We start from the raw sequence: 14,865 nt of genomic DNA, 5'->3' as shown, positions 1-14,865 counted from the left end.
GAACCGGAAGAGCGTAAACCCACCGGGAAGGCCGAGCGTCCTATCGATGTGACCACCGAAACCCTTCTGGCCGACAGGTCGTTGGGGGCGGTGCCAGTCGGATGGGACGCCGACATGGCCGTGACCGCGTTGTACAGTGCGCACTTTCGGTCATTGGTTCGTCTCGCCGTGTTGCTTGTGCGCGACATAGCAACCGCGGAGGAAGTCGTGCAGGACGCGTTCGTCGCCATCCATGGCGCCTGGCGCAGACTGCGTGACCCCGACAAGGCACTCGCCTACCTGCGCCAATCTGTCGTCAACCGGTCCCGTTCCGTGCTGCGTCACCGAGCGGTCGTCGAGAAGTACGCGCCCAAGGGCCTGCCGGACGCCCCGAGCGCCGAGAACGGCGCGATCGGCGAGCTGGAGCGCTCCGCCGTCATCGAGGCGTTACGAGCGCTGCCCACCCGTCAGAGAGAGGCCCTGGTCCTCCGTTACTACGGTGATCTGTCCGAGGCTGAGATAGCCCACGCCATGGGCATCAGCAAGGGCGCGGTCAAGAGCCACACCGCACGTGGCATGGCCGCCTTGCGATCCGTTCTGGAGAAAATGTCATGACCCAGTCCCCCGACGAGTACGGCGACATTCTGCGCCGTGTGCTCCGCGCGGAGGCGGACGCGGTGGTGCCTTCTCCGGACGGCCTGGAGATCATCCGCGACCGCATCGAGCGGCGGGGCGTGCGCGGCGTGTTCTGGTGGCGCATCGGCGCCGCCGCGGTGAGTGCCGTACTGGTCGCGGGCACCGTCGTCATGGTGGTCCCGTCGCTTCGGGAGCGGGTCATCACGCCCACCCAGATCCAGCCGATGGAGGACTCCACCACCCAGCCGGACAACTCCTCCACCAAGCGCCCCCTGGAGCCCAGCGACCCCGTCAAGTCCCAGCCCGCCGTGGTCCCGCCGGACCCGACGCCGGCCCAGCCGGAGCACCAGCCCACCGAGTCCGCCAAGTCCACCGCCAAGCCGTCGCCGTCGCCCACGCCCACGCCGACCCCGTGCCCCTCCTCGCCCGACGCCGCCGAGCTCGACGACTGCCCCGAGCCCACGGCGACGTCGCCGACGCCCAGGACCAGCGAGTCGCCGTCCCCGACGGGAAGCTGCCCGCCCGAGGAGTGCCCGCCCGACGACTCGCCGCCGGTGCCGCCCACCGAGCTGGCCACGCCGCTCACCGACAACCAGGTGGGCTGAGCGCCTACCAGCGCCCGGTGCGCGCCATCAGCACCGACGCCGCCGCCACCCCAGCCGTGGACGTCCGCAGCACCGTGGGTCCCAGCAGAGCGGGTACGGCTCCCGCCGCCCGGAACGCGGCCAGTTCCTCCTCGGTGATCCCGCCTTCTGGCCCGACCACGAGCACGATGTCCCCGCCGGAGGGCAGCGCGGCCCGTGACAACGGCTCGGCCGCCTCCTCGTGCAGCACCAGCCCCAGCGCCGCCGCCCCCAGCAGGGCGACGACCTGCGCCGTCGAGGCCGGCTCTGCCACCTCCGCCTGGTGGAAGCGCCTGGCCTGCTTGCCCGCCTCCCGCGCGGTGGCCCGCCACTTGCCCAGCGCCTTGGCGACCTTGTCGCCCTTCCACTGCGTGATGCTGCGCGCGGCCGGCCACGGCACGATCCGGTCCACCCCGGCCTCGGTCATCATCTCGACCGCCAGCTCGCCCCGGTCGCCCTTGGGCAGCCCCTGGACGACCACGACCCTGGGGCTGGGCGCCGGCACCTCGTACCGGTCGAGCACGTCGAGCAGGAGCCGGTCCTTGTCGGCCGCGCGCACCACGCACTCGGCCACCGCCCCCGCCCCGTCGGTGAGATCGACCCGCTCGCCGGCCCGCAACCGCCGGACCGTCGCCGCGTGCCGCCCCTCCGGGCCGTCCAGCACCAGCTCGCCGCCGCCGAACGCCGCGCGCTCGGCAAGGAACACCGGAACGCTCAAGGCCGCCCCCGCTCGCCGTACAAGAAGAACTCAGCGTCCGTTGAACGCGTCCCGCAGGCGGGAGAAGAAGCCCTGCTGGCCCGGTGCGAACTTGCCCGGCGGGCGCTCCTCGCCGCGCAGCTTGGCCAGCTCGCGCAGAAGCTCCTCCTGCGCCGGGTCGAGGCGCGCGGGGGTCTCGACGTTGACGTGGATGAGCAGGTCGCCGCGGCCCGGGTCGTTGAGCCGCTGCACGCCCCGGCCGAACATGGTGATCACCTGGCCGGACTGCGTGCCCGGCCGCACGTCGATCTCCTCGGGACCGTCGAGCGTCTCCACCGACAGCACGGTGCCGAGCGAAGCGGCGGTCATCGGGATCTGGACGGTGCAGTGGAGGTCGTCGCCGTGCCGTTCGAAGATCTCGTGCGGGCGTTCGGTGATCTCCAGGAAGAGGTCTCCGGGCGGGCCGCCGCCGGGGCCGATCTCGCCCTCGCCGGCGAGCTGGATGTGGGTGCCGCCCTCGACGCCCGGGGGGATGCGGACCTTGATGGTCCGGCGGGTCCGCACGCGGCCCTCGCCCGAGCACTCCAGGCACGGGTTGCGGATGATGCTGCCGTAGCCCTGGCACTGGGGGCACGGCCGCGAGGTCATGACCTGGCCCAGGAACGAGCGCGTCACCTGGGAGACCTCGCCGCGGCCGTTGCACATGTCACACGTGTCGGGGTGCGTGCCGGGGGCGGCGCCGGCGCCCTGGCAGACGTCACACAGGACGGCCGTGTCGACCACCAGCTCGCGCGTGGTGCCGAAGGCGGCCTCGCGCAGGTCCAGCTCGACCCGGATGGTGGCGTTGCGCCCCCTGCGGGCACGCGGGCGCGGGCCGCGCCCGCCGCCGGCCGTACCGAAGAAGGCGTCCATGATGTCGCTGAAGGGGAAACCCTGGCCGAACCCGCCCGCGCCCGCACCCGCGCCGGCGGCGCTGAAGGGGTCGCCGCCGAGGTCGTACATCTGCCGCTTCTGCGGGTCGGACAGCACCTCGTACGCCTGCGTGATCTCCTTGAAGCGCTCCTGCGTCGCAGGATCGGGGTTCACGTCCGGGTGCAGCTCACGGGCCAGCCGGCGATATGCCTTCTTGATCTCGTCCTGACTGGCGTCACGGCGCACCCCGAGGGTGCTGTAGTAGTCGCTGTTTGCCACTTATCGACCTCTTAAGAAGCAGCCAGGATCTGGCTGACGTAGCGTGCCACTGCGCGCACGGCGCCCATCGTCACCGGGTAGTCCATCCTCGTGGGGCCGAGGACGCCCAGCCGAGCCAGTTGCTGATCACCTGAACCGTATCCGGTGGCGACGATCGACGTGCCGTGGAGGTAGGGGTTTTCCGCTCCGATGCGCACGGTGAGCGCGCTCGGGGTGTCCGATGTCGTCTCGCCGAGCAGGCGCATGAGCACGACCTGCTCCTCAAGTGCTTCGAGCACGGCGCGCAGGCCACTGGCGAAGTCGGCGCCGGCCAGGTTGGCCGCGCCCGCGAACACGATCTTCTCGTCATGCCGTTCGACGAGCGTTTCCAGCAGGACCGACAGGATGGTGGCGGCGGCCGGGCGGTCCCCCACCGGCAGCCGTTCCGGCAGGTCGGCCACCAGCTCGGGGACCTCGGCCAGCCCACACCCGTCGAGACAGGCGTTGAGCACCGCCCGCAGGTGCGCGATCCGGAGGTCGTCGATCACCTCGGGCAGCTCCACCGCACGCTGCTCGACGCGGCCGGTGTTGGTGATGAGCACGAGCATGATCCGCCGCTCGCTCAGCGGCACCAGCTCGACGTGGCGCACGGTGGAGCGCGTCAGCGTCGGATACTGCACCACCGCGACCTGCCTGGTCAGCTGTGCCAGCAGCCGAACCGTGCGGGTGACCACGTCGTCGAGGTCCACCGCCCCGGCCAGGAACGTCTCGATGGCCCTGCGCTCGGCCGCCGACAGCGGCTTGATCTGCGAGAGCCGGTCGACGAAGAGCCGGTAGCCCTTGTCGGTCGGCACCCTGCCCGCGCTGGTGTGCGGCTGGGTGATGTACCCCTCCTCCTCCAGCGCGGCCATGTCGTTCCTGACCGTCGCAGGGGAGACCTTGAGATTGTGGCGCTCGGCCAGGGCCTTCGAGCCCACCGGTTCGTTGGTGGACACGTAGTCCTCGACAATGGCGCGGAGCACCGCGAGTTTCCGATCGTCGAGCACGTGTGCACCTCCTGCCTCTTCCCTCGGGAAACGCCAGGTCTGGCACTCTGTGTTCCCGAGTGCCAAGTGTACGGCTCTCGCCCACAAGGTGCGATAATCCTCGTGCTAGCGGACGGCAAGCGGGTGCGGCCACACTGGCCGTTATGAGTGAAGATTCCCGGCAGGGTGGAGGATGGCAGCCTCCTCAGCAGCCACCGTATGAGCCTCCGCCGCACGGCGGGCCCCAGTACGGCCCTCCGCCGCAGCAGGATCAGCCGCCCCAGTACGGGCCCCCACCGGGACCACCGCAGGGACCTCCCCAAGGCCCGTCGCAGGGGCCCCCGCCCGGCCCGCCGTACGGGCAGCCGCCATCCGGCCCGCCGTACGCCCCGCCACCGCAGCACGGCCCGCCGCCCGGTCCCCCGTACGGCCAGCCATCGGATGCCCCGTACGGCCAGCCATCGGATGCCCCGTACGGCCAGCCGTCCGGCCCTCAGTACGGCCAGCCTTCAGGCCCTCAATACGGCCAGCCTTCAGGCCCTCAATACGGCCAGCCGTCGGACTTCCCGTACGGCCGGCCTTCGGGGCCCCAATACGGTCAGCCTTCTGGCCCTCAGTACGGGCAGCCGCAGTACGGTCAGCCCCCGTTCGGCGGGCAGCCCTTCCCCGCCGCCCACCTGGACAAGAAGCAGCTGCGCCCGAAGCTGATGTGGGTCGGCGTGGCCTGGGGTGTGGCGGTGCTGTTCGTGATCGCCGGGATCGTGGTGTTCGTGACCGGCCTCGCCGGCGGCGTCACGAGCGCGGCCCCGTCCGGCTCCTTCGCGCCCGGCCAGCAGTCCACGGTGACGATCGACCCGGGTGACCGCCCGGCGCTCTACCTCACCCGGGGCACCCAGGTGAGCTGGGAGTGCCAGATCAACGGCAACGCCAAGCTGATCAACGTCCCGGCCAACCAGACGGTCACGGTCAACGACACGAGCTGGGAGCTGATCGCGCTCATCAACGCCCCTGCGGCGGGTGACTACCAGGTCACCTGCACGATCGACCCCAGCGCGCCGACCCGCTTCGGCGTGGGCAGCGACCTGTCCACGGCGGCCGGCGGCATCGTGGGCGGCGTCGCGGCGCTGTTCCTGCTGCCCGCCCTCGGCGTCCTGATCGCGATCGTCTGGACGGTCGTGGTCGTGGTACGCCGTGGCAGCCACCGCAAGCGCCTCGCGGCGGGCGGGTGATTTGCTACGGTCCCCGTGTGTACGACGGTGATGTGCTGGCGGGGAACTGGCGGCGTCCGGGCAAGGGCAAGATCCCTCAGGTCCCGGCGGAGCTCGACCTGGTCGTGGAGGACGCCGGCAGCGGCTTCTGCGGCGCCGTGGTGGGCTGCGACAAGGAGGCCGTCACGCTCGAGGACCGCTTCGGCAAGCGGCGGCTGTTCCCGCTGGCTCCGGCGGCCTTCCTGCTGGAGGGCCGGCCGGTGACGCTGGTGCGGCCCGCCCCCGCCCCCGCGGCGAAGGGGGCGCGGCGCAGCGCGTCGGGCTCCATCGCGGTCGAAGGGCTGCGGGCCAGGGTGGCCCGCGAGAGCCGCATCTACGTCGAGGGCGTGCACGACGCCGCCCTGGTGGAGAAGATCTGGGGCCACGACCTGCGGGTCGAGGGCGTGGTCGTGGAGTACCTGGAAGGCGTGGACGACCTGCCGGCCATCGTCGAGGAGTTCGGCCCCGGCGAGGGGCGGCGGCTCGGCGTCCTCGTCGACCACCTGGTGCCCGGCTCCAAGGAGAGCCGGATCGCCGCTCAGGTCAGCTCGCCCGGCGTGCTGATCGTCGGACATCCCTACATCGACATCTGGCAGGCGGTCAAGCCGTCCGTGCTGCGCATCCCCGCCTGGCCCGAGGTGCCGCGCGGGGTGCCGTGGAAGGAAGGCGTGATCGCCGCTCTGGGCTGGCGCATGGAGCCGGCCGAGGCGTGGCGGCGCATCCTGGGCGCCGTCTCGACCTATTCCGACCTCGAACCCGAGCTGCTCGGCCGGGTCGAGGAACTGATCGACTTCGTGACGGAGGCATCATGAGCCAGGACTTCCCCCAGCAGCCGGACGGCGACGCGACCCGCCGTGTGGAGCGCTCCGACTTCCCGCCCGGTTATGGCCAGCAGTCCGGCCCTCAGCAAGGGTACGGCCAGCAGTCCGGCCCTCAGGGTTACGGCCAGCAGTCCGGCCCCCAGCAGGGCTACGGCCAGCCCTCGGGTCCTCAGCAGGGCTACGGCCAGCCCTCCGGCCCCCAGCAAGGCTACGGTCAGCAGGGGTACGGCCAGCCGGGCTACGGCCAGCCGCAGTCCGGCGGGTACCCCTACGGCCAGCAGCCCTCGGGCCCCCAGGGCTACGACCAGGGCGGCTACGGCTACGCGCAGCCGGGTTACTCCGCCGCCCAGCAGCAACCGCACGCCCCCGGCGTGTACGGCCCGCGTCCCGGCACCGACGACACCACGATGGCCATGGTCGCCCACCTGCTGGGCCTCCTGGTGTCGTGGATCGGCCCGCTGATCATCTACCTGATGAAGAAGGACGAGTCCCCCTACGTCCGCGACCAGGCGGCCGAGGCGCTGAACTTCCAGCTCACCATGTTCATCGGCTACTTCGTGGCGGGCATTCTCACGATCATCCTCATCGGCTTCCTGCTGCTGCCGGTGATCTGGGTCGTCTCGCTGATCTTCCACATCCAGGCGGCCATCGCCACCAACAAGGGCGCGAACTACCGCTACCCGATCAGCATCCGCATGATCAAGTAATACGGAGAATCACAGTTCGATCACTCTCCGGAATGATCGCAGCTCCCGGGGTGACGATGAAGAGGTCACCCACGGGGAGGTCACGGTGCCCGAGCGCCTGCGCAACACCACCAGGTACCTGGCGGCCGCCGCCTATCTGGACACCGGTTTCCGCGACCGGGCCCTGACCGCCCTGATCGGACGCCGCCACCACGCGGTCGCCCCGTCCGTGGGCGGCTTCGACCTGGGCCCGGTGCTGCGGCACTGCCTGTACTCCCGGTCGCTGCTGACGGTCAGGGACGCCGCGGTGACGGTCATGCTGGCGCTGACGCTGATCTTCAACGCTGCCGGCGCGGCCCCCTGGCTGATCGTCATGAGCGTCCTGGCCATCCTGGCGCCCGGCGGTTTCGGCTCGCCAGGCGGCCGGCAGCGGCGGGGCAAGGCGAACCCGGTGAGCCTGGTCGTGGCGCTGGTCGGGGGTCTCCTCGTCGTGTCCACCCTGGTCGTGATGCTGACGAGGTATCTGGACATCGGGGCCGCGGCGGAGGGCGAGGCTCCGGCCACGGCCTGGTTGGCCCCGGTCATGTTCTTCGGTGCCATCGGCACGGTGCTGGCCTACCGGGTGCGGATCTACCGGATCCTGTCGGAGACGCTGTACCCGGGGGCCGGCCGTACCGGAGCCGAGGCGGGACCGCGGATGACGGAGATCACGCTCGCGCAGCGCGGCAACCTCACGCTCTACTCCGGCGAGAACCCGTTCGTCGGCGCCGGGGACCTCGTGCGGGCCTGGACGATCGCCGCCGAGCTCGACCGGCGCGCCGACGCCGGCGACCGGGCACCGGCCGAGGTGGACGCGGTCGAGCTGCACCGGTTCGTGGGCGAGCGGCTGAGCCAGATGGGCACGGACGCCGCGCCCGGCATGCCCGTCCACCTGGAGATCCGCGACCACGTGATCGCGCAGGGGCGGCTCAACCAGCTCCACGGGGAGCATCCGCTGCTCGAGGACACCCAGCCGCGTTATCAGCTCAGCGACGCGGAGCTCCATGCGATCATCCGCAACTCCCAGGCGGGCGCCCGCCACTACCGCTGGATCGTGGTGGGCACCAGCGGCACGGCCGTGACCGACGCGCGGGGCGAGGAGGTGCTGCCCGCCGAGGAGCGCGACGCCACCGTCTCGGTCCTCATCCACATGGCGGTCGAGGGGCGGATGCTCTACACGGAGTTCATCGTCATGGCGCTGCCGCCCGTGCGCGCCGCCTACCGGGTGGTGGACGAGCTGCCCAGGGCGGCGGGCGCGACGCTCGTGCTGGCCGCGTTCAAGCGTTCGACGCTCGCCCTGGCCCGCGACCTGATGGCCGCGCCCCTCCGGCTGCTGGTGCGGGGGATCACGGCGATGTCGCTGCCCGAGGAGCCGGAGAAGTTCGTCGTCTACGACTACGGGGCGCGGCTGAGCGTGCGCGAGCTGGCGGCCGAGCGCGGGATCAGCACCTTCCTGGAGGAGCTGGACGCCTTCAAGTACGCCAAGCTCGTGGAGGAGCGGCTGAACAACGCCGTCCTGGACTTCCTGGAACACCACGGCGTCGACACCGCGGCCTACCGGCAGCAGATCGCCGCCGTCATCAACAACGGCACGGTCGTCAACGGCGGCACGTTCACCGGCAGCACCATCGGCGGCCAGGGGGCCAAGTTCGCCATGCAAGGAGCGACGTCATGACCGACCCGCGGATCACCACCAACTACGGCACGGTCATCAGCGGCGGCACGTTCACCGGCAGCAACATCGGCGGCCAGGGGGCGGTGTTCGACGCCTCCGGGCGGGGCGAGGAGCTGCGGCGGCGGGTCGAGGCGCTGCTGGGCCTGATCGAGGCGCATGCCGGGGACCTGCCCGAGGCCCGGCACGCGCGCCGGGATCTGGAGGAGGTCCTGACGGAGGTGGAGGCGGTCCCGCAGGAGCGCGACCCGGCCCGCGTCGGCGCCGCCCTGGACCGCCTGAGCACCCGCCTGGCGCCGGTCACCGCGCTGGTCACCGCCCTGGGTCCCATCGCGGAGCTGGTCCAGAGCCTCCTCTGACCCCATCCGGACGGCAGCGGAGCACGGTCAGAGGGTCAGGTCGCGGATCAGGGCGTCGGCCAGGAGCCGGCCGCGCAGGGTCAGCACCATGCGCCCGGCCTTGAACGCCTCCGGCTCCAGCAGCCCGTCGCCCAGGGCCCGGGCGACGGCCGGGCGCGCGCCCGGGGCCACGTCGCCCAGCGGGAAGCCGGTGATCAGGCGCAGCTCCAGCATGAGCCGCTCCACCTCGCGGTCGGCGTCCTCGAGCACCTCGCGGGCATGCGCCGGCGAGACCCCCTGGGCCAGCCGCTGGGCGTAGGCGGCGGGGTGCTTGACGTTCCACCAGCGGGTGCCGCCCACGTGGCTGTGGGCTCCGGGGCCGACGGCCCACCAGTCGCCGCCAGTCCAGTACAGCAGGTTGTGCCGGCAGCGTCCCGCCTCCGAGGCAGCCCAGTTGGACACCTCGTACCACGCGTATCCGGCCTTGGCCAGCAGCTCGTCGGCGATGAGGTAGCGGTCGGCGGCCACGTCGTCGTCGGGCATCGGCAGCTCGCCGCGCCGGATGCGGGCGGCCAGCCGGGTGCCCTCCTCGACGATGAGCGAGTAGGCCGAGACGTGATCGGGACCGGCCGCGATCGCCGCCTCCAGCGAGGCCCGCCAGTCGTCGTCGCTCTCGCCGGGCGTGCTGTAGATGAGGTCGAGGTTGACGTGCTCGAACCCGGCCGTCCGCGCTTCGTGTACGGCTTGCGCCGCCCTGCCGGGCGTGTGGTGGCGGTCGAGGACCTTCAGGACGTGTTCGCTGGCCGACTGCATGCCGAAGCTGACCCGGTTGAAGCCGCCGGCGCGGAGCTCGGCCAGGTAGGCGGGGTCGACGGACTCGGGGTTGGCCTCGGTGGTGACCTCGGCGCCGGGGCGCAGGCCGAACTCCTCGTCGATCGCCTTCAGGATGCGGGCCAGGTCGCGGGCGGGCAGCAGGGTGGGCGTGCCGCCGCCGAAGAACACCGTCTCCACGGGCAGTTCGGCCGTGCCGAGGACGCGGCGGGCCAGCCGTACCTCCTCGATGGCGATGTCGGCGTAGTCGCGGTGGGAGGCGCCGGGACCGAGCTCGGCGGCGGTGTAGGTGTTGAAGTCGCAGTAGCCGCAGCGCGTCACGCAGAAGGGCACGTGGACGTAGAACCCGAACGGGCGCTCGCCGAGGCCGCGCAGCGCGCTCGCGGGCAGTTCGCCGGAGGGCGGCGCGGGATCTCCGTCGGGCAGGGTCGATGGCACGCTTCCAGTCTGCCGTCTGCCATTGACTGCCCCAGCACACCGAAATACTGTCGGGAACAACTTACAGGAAAGTTTCCTATAAATTCGGGAGACGCCGCGTGAAGAAAGTCCTGCTCGCCCTCTCGCTCTTACTCGGCATGACGGCGGTGTCCGTGCCTGCCGAGGCGCAGAACCACGGTTCCGGGTACAAGAGAGTCGCCTACTTCATCCAGTGGGGCGTCTACGGCCGGAATTACCACGTCAAGGACATGGACGCCAGCGGCGCCGCCGCCAAGCTCACCCACATCAACTATGCCTTCGGATTCGTCAACCAGCAGGCCGAGTGCTACTCGGCCGACCCGTGGGCCGATTGGCAGCGGCCGGTGCCCGCCGAGCAGAGCATCGACGGCGTGGCCGACCCCGAGGGCCAGGCCCTCAACGGCAACCTCAACCAGCTCAAGAAGCTCAAGGCCAAGTACCCCAAGCTCAAGATCCTCATCTCTCTGGGCGGCTGGACCGGCTCCAAGTACTTCTCCGACGCCGTCCTGACCGCCGAGTCCCGGGCCAAGCTCGCCAAGTCCTGCATCGACCTGTGGCTGCGCGGCAACCTGCCCGGCCTGCCCGAGGGCACCGGCGCCGGCATCTTCGACGGCATCGACCTCGACTGGGAGTGGCCCGGCTACCCCGGCGCCCCCGGCAACGTCGTGCGCCCCGAGGACAAGCAGAACTTCACCGCCTTCCTCGTCGAACTGCGCAGCCAGCTGAACGCCTACAAGCGCTCCTCCCTCATCACCGCCTTCTTCCCCGCCGCCGAGCGCGTCATCGACGCCGGCATCGAGGTCAGGAAGGTCTTCCGCCTGCTCGACTACGCCACCGTCCAGGGCTATGACCTCCACGGCCCCTGGGACAAGATCACCGGCCACCACTCCAACCTCTTCAACGACCGCCGCGACCCCAACGAGATCCGCGAAAGCCTCGACTCGACCATCGGCTACTACCAGAGCCGCGGCGCGCCCGCCCGCAAGCTGGTGGCCGGCGTCCCCGCCTACGGCAAGGGCTGGACCGGCGTGCCCGCCGGGCCCGCACGCGACGGCGTCTACCAGCCGGCCACCGGCGCCGCCCCCGGCAAGTGGGAGGCGGGCTCCGAGGACTACAAGGACCTGCTCGCCAAGCCCGGCAAGCGCTACCGCGACGTCCGGACCGGCGCCGTGTGGCTCTACGACGGCAACGAGTTCTGGACCTACGACGACCCGGCCGTGATGCTCCAGAAGGCCGCCTACATCCGCCACAAGGGCCTGGGCGGCTACATGATGTGGTCGATCGACGCCGACGACGCCAAGGCGTCGCTCACCTCGGCCCTCTACCGCGTCCTGCGCTAACCCCCTCGTGCCCGCCCAGGAACCCCCTCCCCTGGGCGGGCACCCCGTCGGGCGCACGGGCCGCACCATCGGGGGGCCGCCCGTGCGCCTTTCCTGCCAACCAGGCGTACGGCGCGGCCCCTCAGCCGAGAAGGCGGGCCGCGCGCTCGTCCCAGAAGGGCGAGTGTCCCGGGTAGGCCAGGATCCGGGCCAGGGCGTCCTTGTCGCCGTGGTAGGCCAGCACCGACTCGGCCACGGACACGCTGCCGTCCGGCCGTTCCACGATCGTCACCTGGTCCTCCACGCCCACGTCGCCGTTCTCCACCACGCTCAGGTAGGCGCCGGTGCGGTTGGCCTCGGTGAAGCGCTTGACCCAGCCCTTCTCCTCCATCCAGTTGCGGAAGACCACACAGGGAATCCGCGGCCCGCTCACCTCCAGCAGCGCACTGCCGACCCGCCACCGCTCCCCCAGGACCGCGCCGTTGACGTCGATCCCGGAGGTGGTGAGGTTCTCGCCGAACTCGCCGTCACGCAACGGCCGCCCCAACTCCCCCTCCCACCACGCGTAATCCTCGCGCGCATAGGCGTAAACGGCATGCGTCGCATCACCGTGGTTGGCCCGGTCGGCACGCTCGTCCCCGGCCAGCCCGCCGGGGCTCACCGGGACCCGGTGCGTAACCGGCTTCTTGTCGATGGCAGTCCGCCCGAGCTTGCCCGCCCAATCGGCGTCAACGGCCCGGCCCACGTTTACTGAGATCACCCGCATGCTTTCGACGGTAGCCGACCCCGCCTGACCACCATGCGCCGATGCGATGGGATCTACCGAAAGGCAGAGCCGATCACCGGTTGAGCTGAGAGCCCGCGTGGAAGTCGGCCAGTTGTAACAACGTCTCCAGCGCCGCCTGCCTGGCCTGCTCCGCCGTACCCTCCTCGCCGAAGCACTCCGCGGCCACGTCCAGCACGGCGCAGACCACCACGGCGTCGGGGAAGGGCACCTCCAGCCCCACCGTCCCGTCGGCGGCCACCTCGGCGGGCCGCAGGTGCAGGCGCAGCAGCCGGCGCATCTCCTCGGCGATGGCCACGCCCAGCAGCGCCGCCCGTTCGTACCGCTCGGAAGCGATCACATCCGCCCTCCAATCGAACACAGTTTCGGGATCGAAGGTAGAGGACGGCACCGACAGAATCCGTGTGCCGCATGGGGCGGGGCTAGACTCGAACGGTGTGCGATCCCCTCGTCACCACCACCGACCTGACCGTGGAACTGGGTGGCGACCCCGTCCTCACCGGCCTCACCCTGGCGGTGCGGCCCGGCGAACTGGTGGCCGTGGTCGGTGAGAACGGCTCCGGCAAGTCCACGCTGCTGCGCTGCCTCGCCGGTCTGCAGCCGCCCACGAGCGGCGAGGTGACGGTCCTCGGTGCCGCGCCGGCCGACACCGCCGCGTTCTGGGCGCGGGTCGTGCTGACCGCCGACGAACCGGCCTGGTACCCGGGGCTGACCGTGCGCGAGCACCTCGACCTGGTGCTCGCCGTGCACTCCGCCCCTCGCATGAGCACCGGCGCGGCACTGGAGTCCTTCGCCCTGACGGCCCGCGCCGACGCCGTCCCCGCGAGCCTGTCCACCGGCCAGCGCCAGCGGCTGTCCCTGGCCGCCACGCTGCTGCGGCCCAGCCGCCTCCTGCTGCTCGACGAGCCGGAACGCGGCCTGGACGCCGATTTCCGCCCGCGACTGGGCGACCTGCTGGAGGAGTACGCCGGGGCCGGAGGCACGGTCATCATGGCCACCCACGATCCCGCCCTCGCCGCCCGCGCCCGCCGCCTGTCCCCGGTCCCGGCATGATCGCGCGGGACGTCCGCGGCATCCGCGCGCTGACCAGGGCGCGCGGGCGGGCGAGCCTGAGCGACCGGTACTCAGCCGTGTTCGGCCTGGCGATGCTCGGCGCCCTGCTGGCCCAGCCCGTGCTCGACGCCGTCGCGGCCGTCCAGGGGCCGGTGCGGCCGGACCGGGCCGGCGCGGGGCTGGCGCTGGTCGCGCTGGTGTACGCCGCCTTCCTGTGGGCGGCCAGAACGCTGGGCCCCGTCGTACTGTCCGCGGCGGACGCGGCCTGGCTGCTGCTCTCCCCGCTGGACCGGCGCGCCGTCCTCGGCCGCAGCGCCCGTACGTTGCTGCTGGTCGGCCTGGTGGCGGGCGCGGGACTCGGCCTGGCCGCCCTGGCGGTGACCGGCGCGCCCGACCACCTGGCGTGGCGCCTGACCGGCGCCCTCGTGCTCGGCGTCTCGGCGGGCACGGGCGGGATGGCCCTGGCCGTCCTGGCGCAGACCTCAGACCCGTGGGACCTGGCGCTCCGCCTGCTGATCGCCGCCCTGGTGGTGGCCGCGGCCGTCCTCATGCTGGTCGCGGGCGCCCACGTCCTGGCCGCCGTGCCCGCACCCGCCTGGTCGGCCGTGCCCGCCGCGCTCGCCGCCTTCCTGGTACGGCTGGCGCGACGGGCCCTGCCCCGCATCCCGGCGCGGCGCCTGCTGAGCTCGTCGGCCCGCGCCGGCCACCTGGCCAACGCCGCGACCGCCCTGGATCCCAGCCTGCTGACCTGGATCGCAGAGGACACCCACTGGCGCGGCCGCCGCCTGCGCAGCAAACCCTGGCCCGCCCTGCCTGGGGCACCCGCCCGGCGGATGCCGGCCTTGTTCGTTCCCATGTGGCAGGAGGTGCGGCGGCTGCTGCGGTGGCCGGGGCGGCTTGCCGTGCTGGCCGGGGCGGTCGCGCTGCCCGCGATGATCTCGCGGGCCGGTGGCGGCGCCGGGCTGGTGGCGGTGGCGGTGCTGGCCGGAGGGCTGACGGCGGCGGCGTGCGCGGTGTCGGGGGTCCGGTGGGACGCCGGCGACCCGGCCTTCTCCCGCCTGCTCGCGCTCCGGCGGCGTGACCTGCTGGCCGCGCGGGCGGTGGTGCCCGGGCTGCTCGCGGCCGCCTGGATGGCGGCGGCGCTGGCGATCCTGCCGGGCCTGCCCGCCGCTCTGCTGTGGTTCGCTCCGCCGGCGGCGCCGGCCCTGGCCGCGGCGGCGCTGCGGATGGCGCGGCGCGCTCCGGTGGACCACGCGATGCCGGTGCTCAATACCGCGGGCGGCGCCATCCCGACCGGGCCGCTGATCTGGGGGCTGACCGGCCTCGACCTGGCGTTGGCCGGCACCTGGCCGGCGGCGTACGCGCTGGCGGCACAGCCCGCGGACCTGCGGACGGCCTTGATCCTCCAGGCGGTGGCGGGGGCCGGGGTGCTGGCGGGCTATCTGACGAGAACCTCAAATCGCTAGGCAATCGCTACCGATCGCTCTAC

General features: G+C 72.1%; 16 protein-coding genes. 10 read left to right on the top strand and 6 right to left on the bottom strand.

Annotation, left to right across the window (positions count from 1 at the left end):
- Positions 1 to 114: 114 nt before the first annotated feature.
- Both FVE25_RS17330 and FVE25_RS17325 read left to right on the top strand, forming a co-directional pair.
- Positions 115 to 594 carry a SigE family RNA polymerase sigma factor gene (locus FVE25_RS17330; protein WP_101783532.1) on the top strand — a complete coding sequence of 160 codons (480 nt, stop codon included), beginning with the start codon at positions 115 to 117 and terminating at the stop codon, positions 592 to 594.
- Positions 591 to 1,220, top strand: coding sequence for a hypothetical protein (locus tag FVE25_RS17325; RefSeq protein WP_157247988.1), 630 nt, complete (start codon positions 591 to 593; stop codon positions 1,218 to 1,220). Before FVE25_RS17330 ends, FVE25_RS17325 begins: the two co-directional genes overlap by 4 nt.
- Positions 1,221 to 1,224: 4 nt before the next feature.
- On the opposite strand, the gene FVE25_RS17320 is transcribed toward FVE25_RS17325, so the two are convergent.
- The 3 genes from FVE25_RS17320 to hrcA are packed head-to-tail and all read right to left on the bottom strand — an operon-like array spanning position 1,225 to position 4,151.
- On the bottom strand, positions 1,225 to 1,956 hold the full coding sequence (locus FVE25_RS17320; RefSeq protein WP_157247987.1) for a 16S rRNA (uracil(1498)-N(3))-methyltransferase: 732 nt from the start codon (positions 1,954 to 1,956) through the stop codon (positions 1,225 to 1,227).
- Between the two features lie 30 nt (positions 1,957 to 1,986).
- Positions 1,987 to 3,126, bottom strand: a complete 1,140-nt coding sequence (gene dnaJ, locus FVE25_RS17315; RefSeq protein ID WP_157247986.1) for a molecular chaperone DnaJ — start codon at positions 3,124 to 3,126, stop codon at positions 1,987 to 1,989.
- A gap of 11 nt (positions 3,127 to 3,137) precedes the next feature.
- On the bottom strand, positions 3,138 to 4,151 hold the full coding sequence (gene hrcA, locus FVE25_RS17310) for a heat-inducible transcriptional repressor HrcA (RefSeq protein WP_157247985.1): 1,014 nt from the start codon (positions 4,149 to 4,151) through the stop codon (positions 3,138 to 3,140).
- Positions 4,152 to 4,837: 686 nt separating this feature from the next.
- Between hrcA and FVE25_RS17305 the strand changes: the two genes are divergently transcribed.
- The 5 genes from FVE25_RS17305 to FVE25_RS17285 all read left to right on the top strand — a co-directional run bounded on the left by FVE25_RS17305 (position 4,838) and on the right by FVE25_RS17285 (position 8,954).
- Positions 4,838 to 5,359: a hypothetical protein gene (locus FVE25_RS17305; RefSeq protein ID WP_246267175.1), complete on the top strand. Its 522-nt coding sequence runs from the start codon at positions 4,838 to 4,840 to the stop codon at positions 5,357 to 5,359.
- 17 nt (positions 5,360 to 5,376) lie between these two features.
- Positions 5,377 to 6,189 carry a DUF3097 domain-containing protein gene (locus FVE25_RS17300; RefSeq protein WP_157247984.1) on the top strand — a complete coding sequence of 271 codons (813 nt, stop codon included), beginning with the start codon at positions 5,377 to 5,379 and terminating at the stop codon, positions 6,187 to 6,189.
- Entirely contained in the window at positions 6,186 to 6,905 is a 720-nt protein-coding gene (locus tag FVE25_RS56300; RefSeq protein ID WP_157247983.1) for a DUF4870 domain-containing protein, read from the top strand. The genes FVE25_RS17300 and FVE25_RS56300 overlap by 4 nt, the downstream gene beginning before the upstream one ends.
- An 85-nt stretch (positions 6,906 to 6,990) precedes the next feature.
- Positions 6,991 to 8,598: a hypothetical protein gene (locus tag FVE25_RS17290; protein WP_157247982.1), complete on the top strand. Its 1,608-nt coding sequence runs from the start codon at positions 6,991 to 6,993 to the stop codon at positions 8,596 to 8,598.
- On the top strand, positions 8,595 to 8,954 hold the full coding sequence (locus FVE25_RS17285; protein ID WP_157247981.1) for a hypothetical protein: 360 nt from the start codon (positions 8,595 to 8,597) through the stop codon (positions 8,952 to 8,954). Before FVE25_RS17290 ends, FVE25_RS17285 begins: the two co-directional genes overlap by 4 nt.
- A 27-nt stretch (positions 8,955 to 8,981) precedes the next feature.
- Here the strand turns inward: FVE25_RS17285 and hemW are convergent, their stop codons facing one another.
- Positions 8,982 to 10,202: a radical SAM family heme chaperone HemW gene (gene hemW / locus FVE25_RS17280; protein ID WP_157247980.1), complete on the bottom strand. Its 1,221-nt coding sequence runs from the start codon at positions 10,200 to 10,202 to the stop codon at positions 8,982 to 8,984.
- A 98-nt stretch (positions 10,203 to 10,300) separates the two neighbouring features.
- On the opposite strand from hemW, the gene FVE25_RS17275 reads away from it, so the two are divergent.
- Positions 10,301 to 11,560: a glycoside hydrolase family 18 protein gene (locus FVE25_RS17275; protein WP_246267114.1), complete on the top strand. Its 1,260-nt coding sequence runs from the start codon at positions 10,301 to 10,303 to the stop codon at positions 11,558 to 11,560.
- A gap of 121 nt (positions 11,561 to 11,681) precedes the next feature.
- Here FVE25_RS17275 and FVE25_RS17270 read toward each other — a convergent pair whose 3' ends face one another.
- Both FVE25_RS17270 and FVE25_RS17265 read right to left on the bottom strand, forming a co-directional pair.
- Positions 11,682 to 12,305 (bottom strand): MOSC domain-containing protein, encoded by a 624-nt coding sequence (locus FVE25_RS17270; protein ID WP_157247979.1) that lies wholly within the window; start codon positions 12,303 to 12,305, stop codon positions 11,682 to 11,684.
- A 73-nt stretch (positions 12,306 to 12,378) separates the two neighbouring features.
- On the bottom strand, positions 12,379 to 12,663 hold the full coding sequence (locus FVE25_RS17265; RefSeq protein ID WP_157247978.1) for a hypothetical protein: 285 nt from the start codon (positions 12,661 to 12,663) through the stop codon (positions 12,379 to 12,381).
- Positions 12,664 to 12,758: 95 nt separating this feature from the next.
- Between FVE25_RS17265 and ccmA the strand changes: the two genes are divergently transcribed.
- Both ccmA and FVE25_RS17255 read left to right on the top strand, forming a co-directional pair.
- Positions 12,759 to 13,376: a heme ABC exporter ATP-binding protein CcmA gene (gene ccmA, locus FVE25_RS17260; RefSeq protein ID WP_157247977.1), complete on the top strand. Its 618-nt coding sequence runs from the start codon at positions 12,759 to 12,761 to the stop codon at positions 13,374 to 13,376.
- Positions 13,373 to 14,842, top strand: coding sequence for a DUF6297 family protein (locus tag FVE25_RS17255; protein WP_157247976.1), 1,470 nt, complete (start codon positions 13,373 to 13,375; stop codon positions 14,840 to 14,842). The genes ccmA and FVE25_RS17255 overlap by 4 nt, the downstream gene beginning before the upstream one ends.
- The last annotated feature ends 23 nt before the right edge of the window (positions 14,843 to 14,865 follow it).

Source organism: Nonomuraea typhae, from assembly GCF_009760925.1.
Classification (GTDB): domain Bacteria; phylum Actinomycetota; class Actinomycetes; order Streptosporangiales; family Streptosporangiaceae; genus Nonomuraea; species Nonomuraea typhae.
This window is presented reverse-complemented; position numbering and strand designations above follow the sequence as displayed.

Bases quoted from the DNA above. Each gene is read 5' to 3' on its own strand.
- FVE25_RS17330 (WP_101783532.1), top strand. From the start codon at position 115: ATGGCCGTGACCGCGTTGTACAGTGCGCACTTTCGGTCATTGGTTCGT.
- FVE25_RS17325 (WP_157247988.1), top strand. From the start codon at position 591: ATGACCCAGTCCCCCGACGAGTACGGCGACATTCTGCGCCGTGTGCTC.
- FVE25_RS17305 (WP_246267175.1), top strand. From the start codon at position 4,838: ATGTGGGTCGGCGTGGCCTGGGGTGTGGCGGTGCTGTTCGTGATCGCC.
- FVE25_RS56300 (WP_157247983.1), top strand. From the start codon at position 6,186: ATGAGCCAGGACTTCCCCCAGCAGCCGGACGGCGACGCGACCCGCCGT.
- FVE25_RS17285 (WP_157247981.1), top strand. From the start codon at position 8,595: ATGACCGACCCGCGGATCACCACCAACTACGGCACGGTCATCAGCGGC.
- FVE25_RS17270 (WP_157247979.1), bottom strand. From the start codon at position 12,305: ATGCGGGTGATCTCAGTAAACGTGGGCCGGGCCGTTGACGCCGATTGG.
- FVE25_RS17255 (WP_157247976.1), top strand. From the start codon at position 13,373: ATGATCGCGCGGGACGTCCGCGGCATCCGCGCGCTGACCAGGGCGCGC.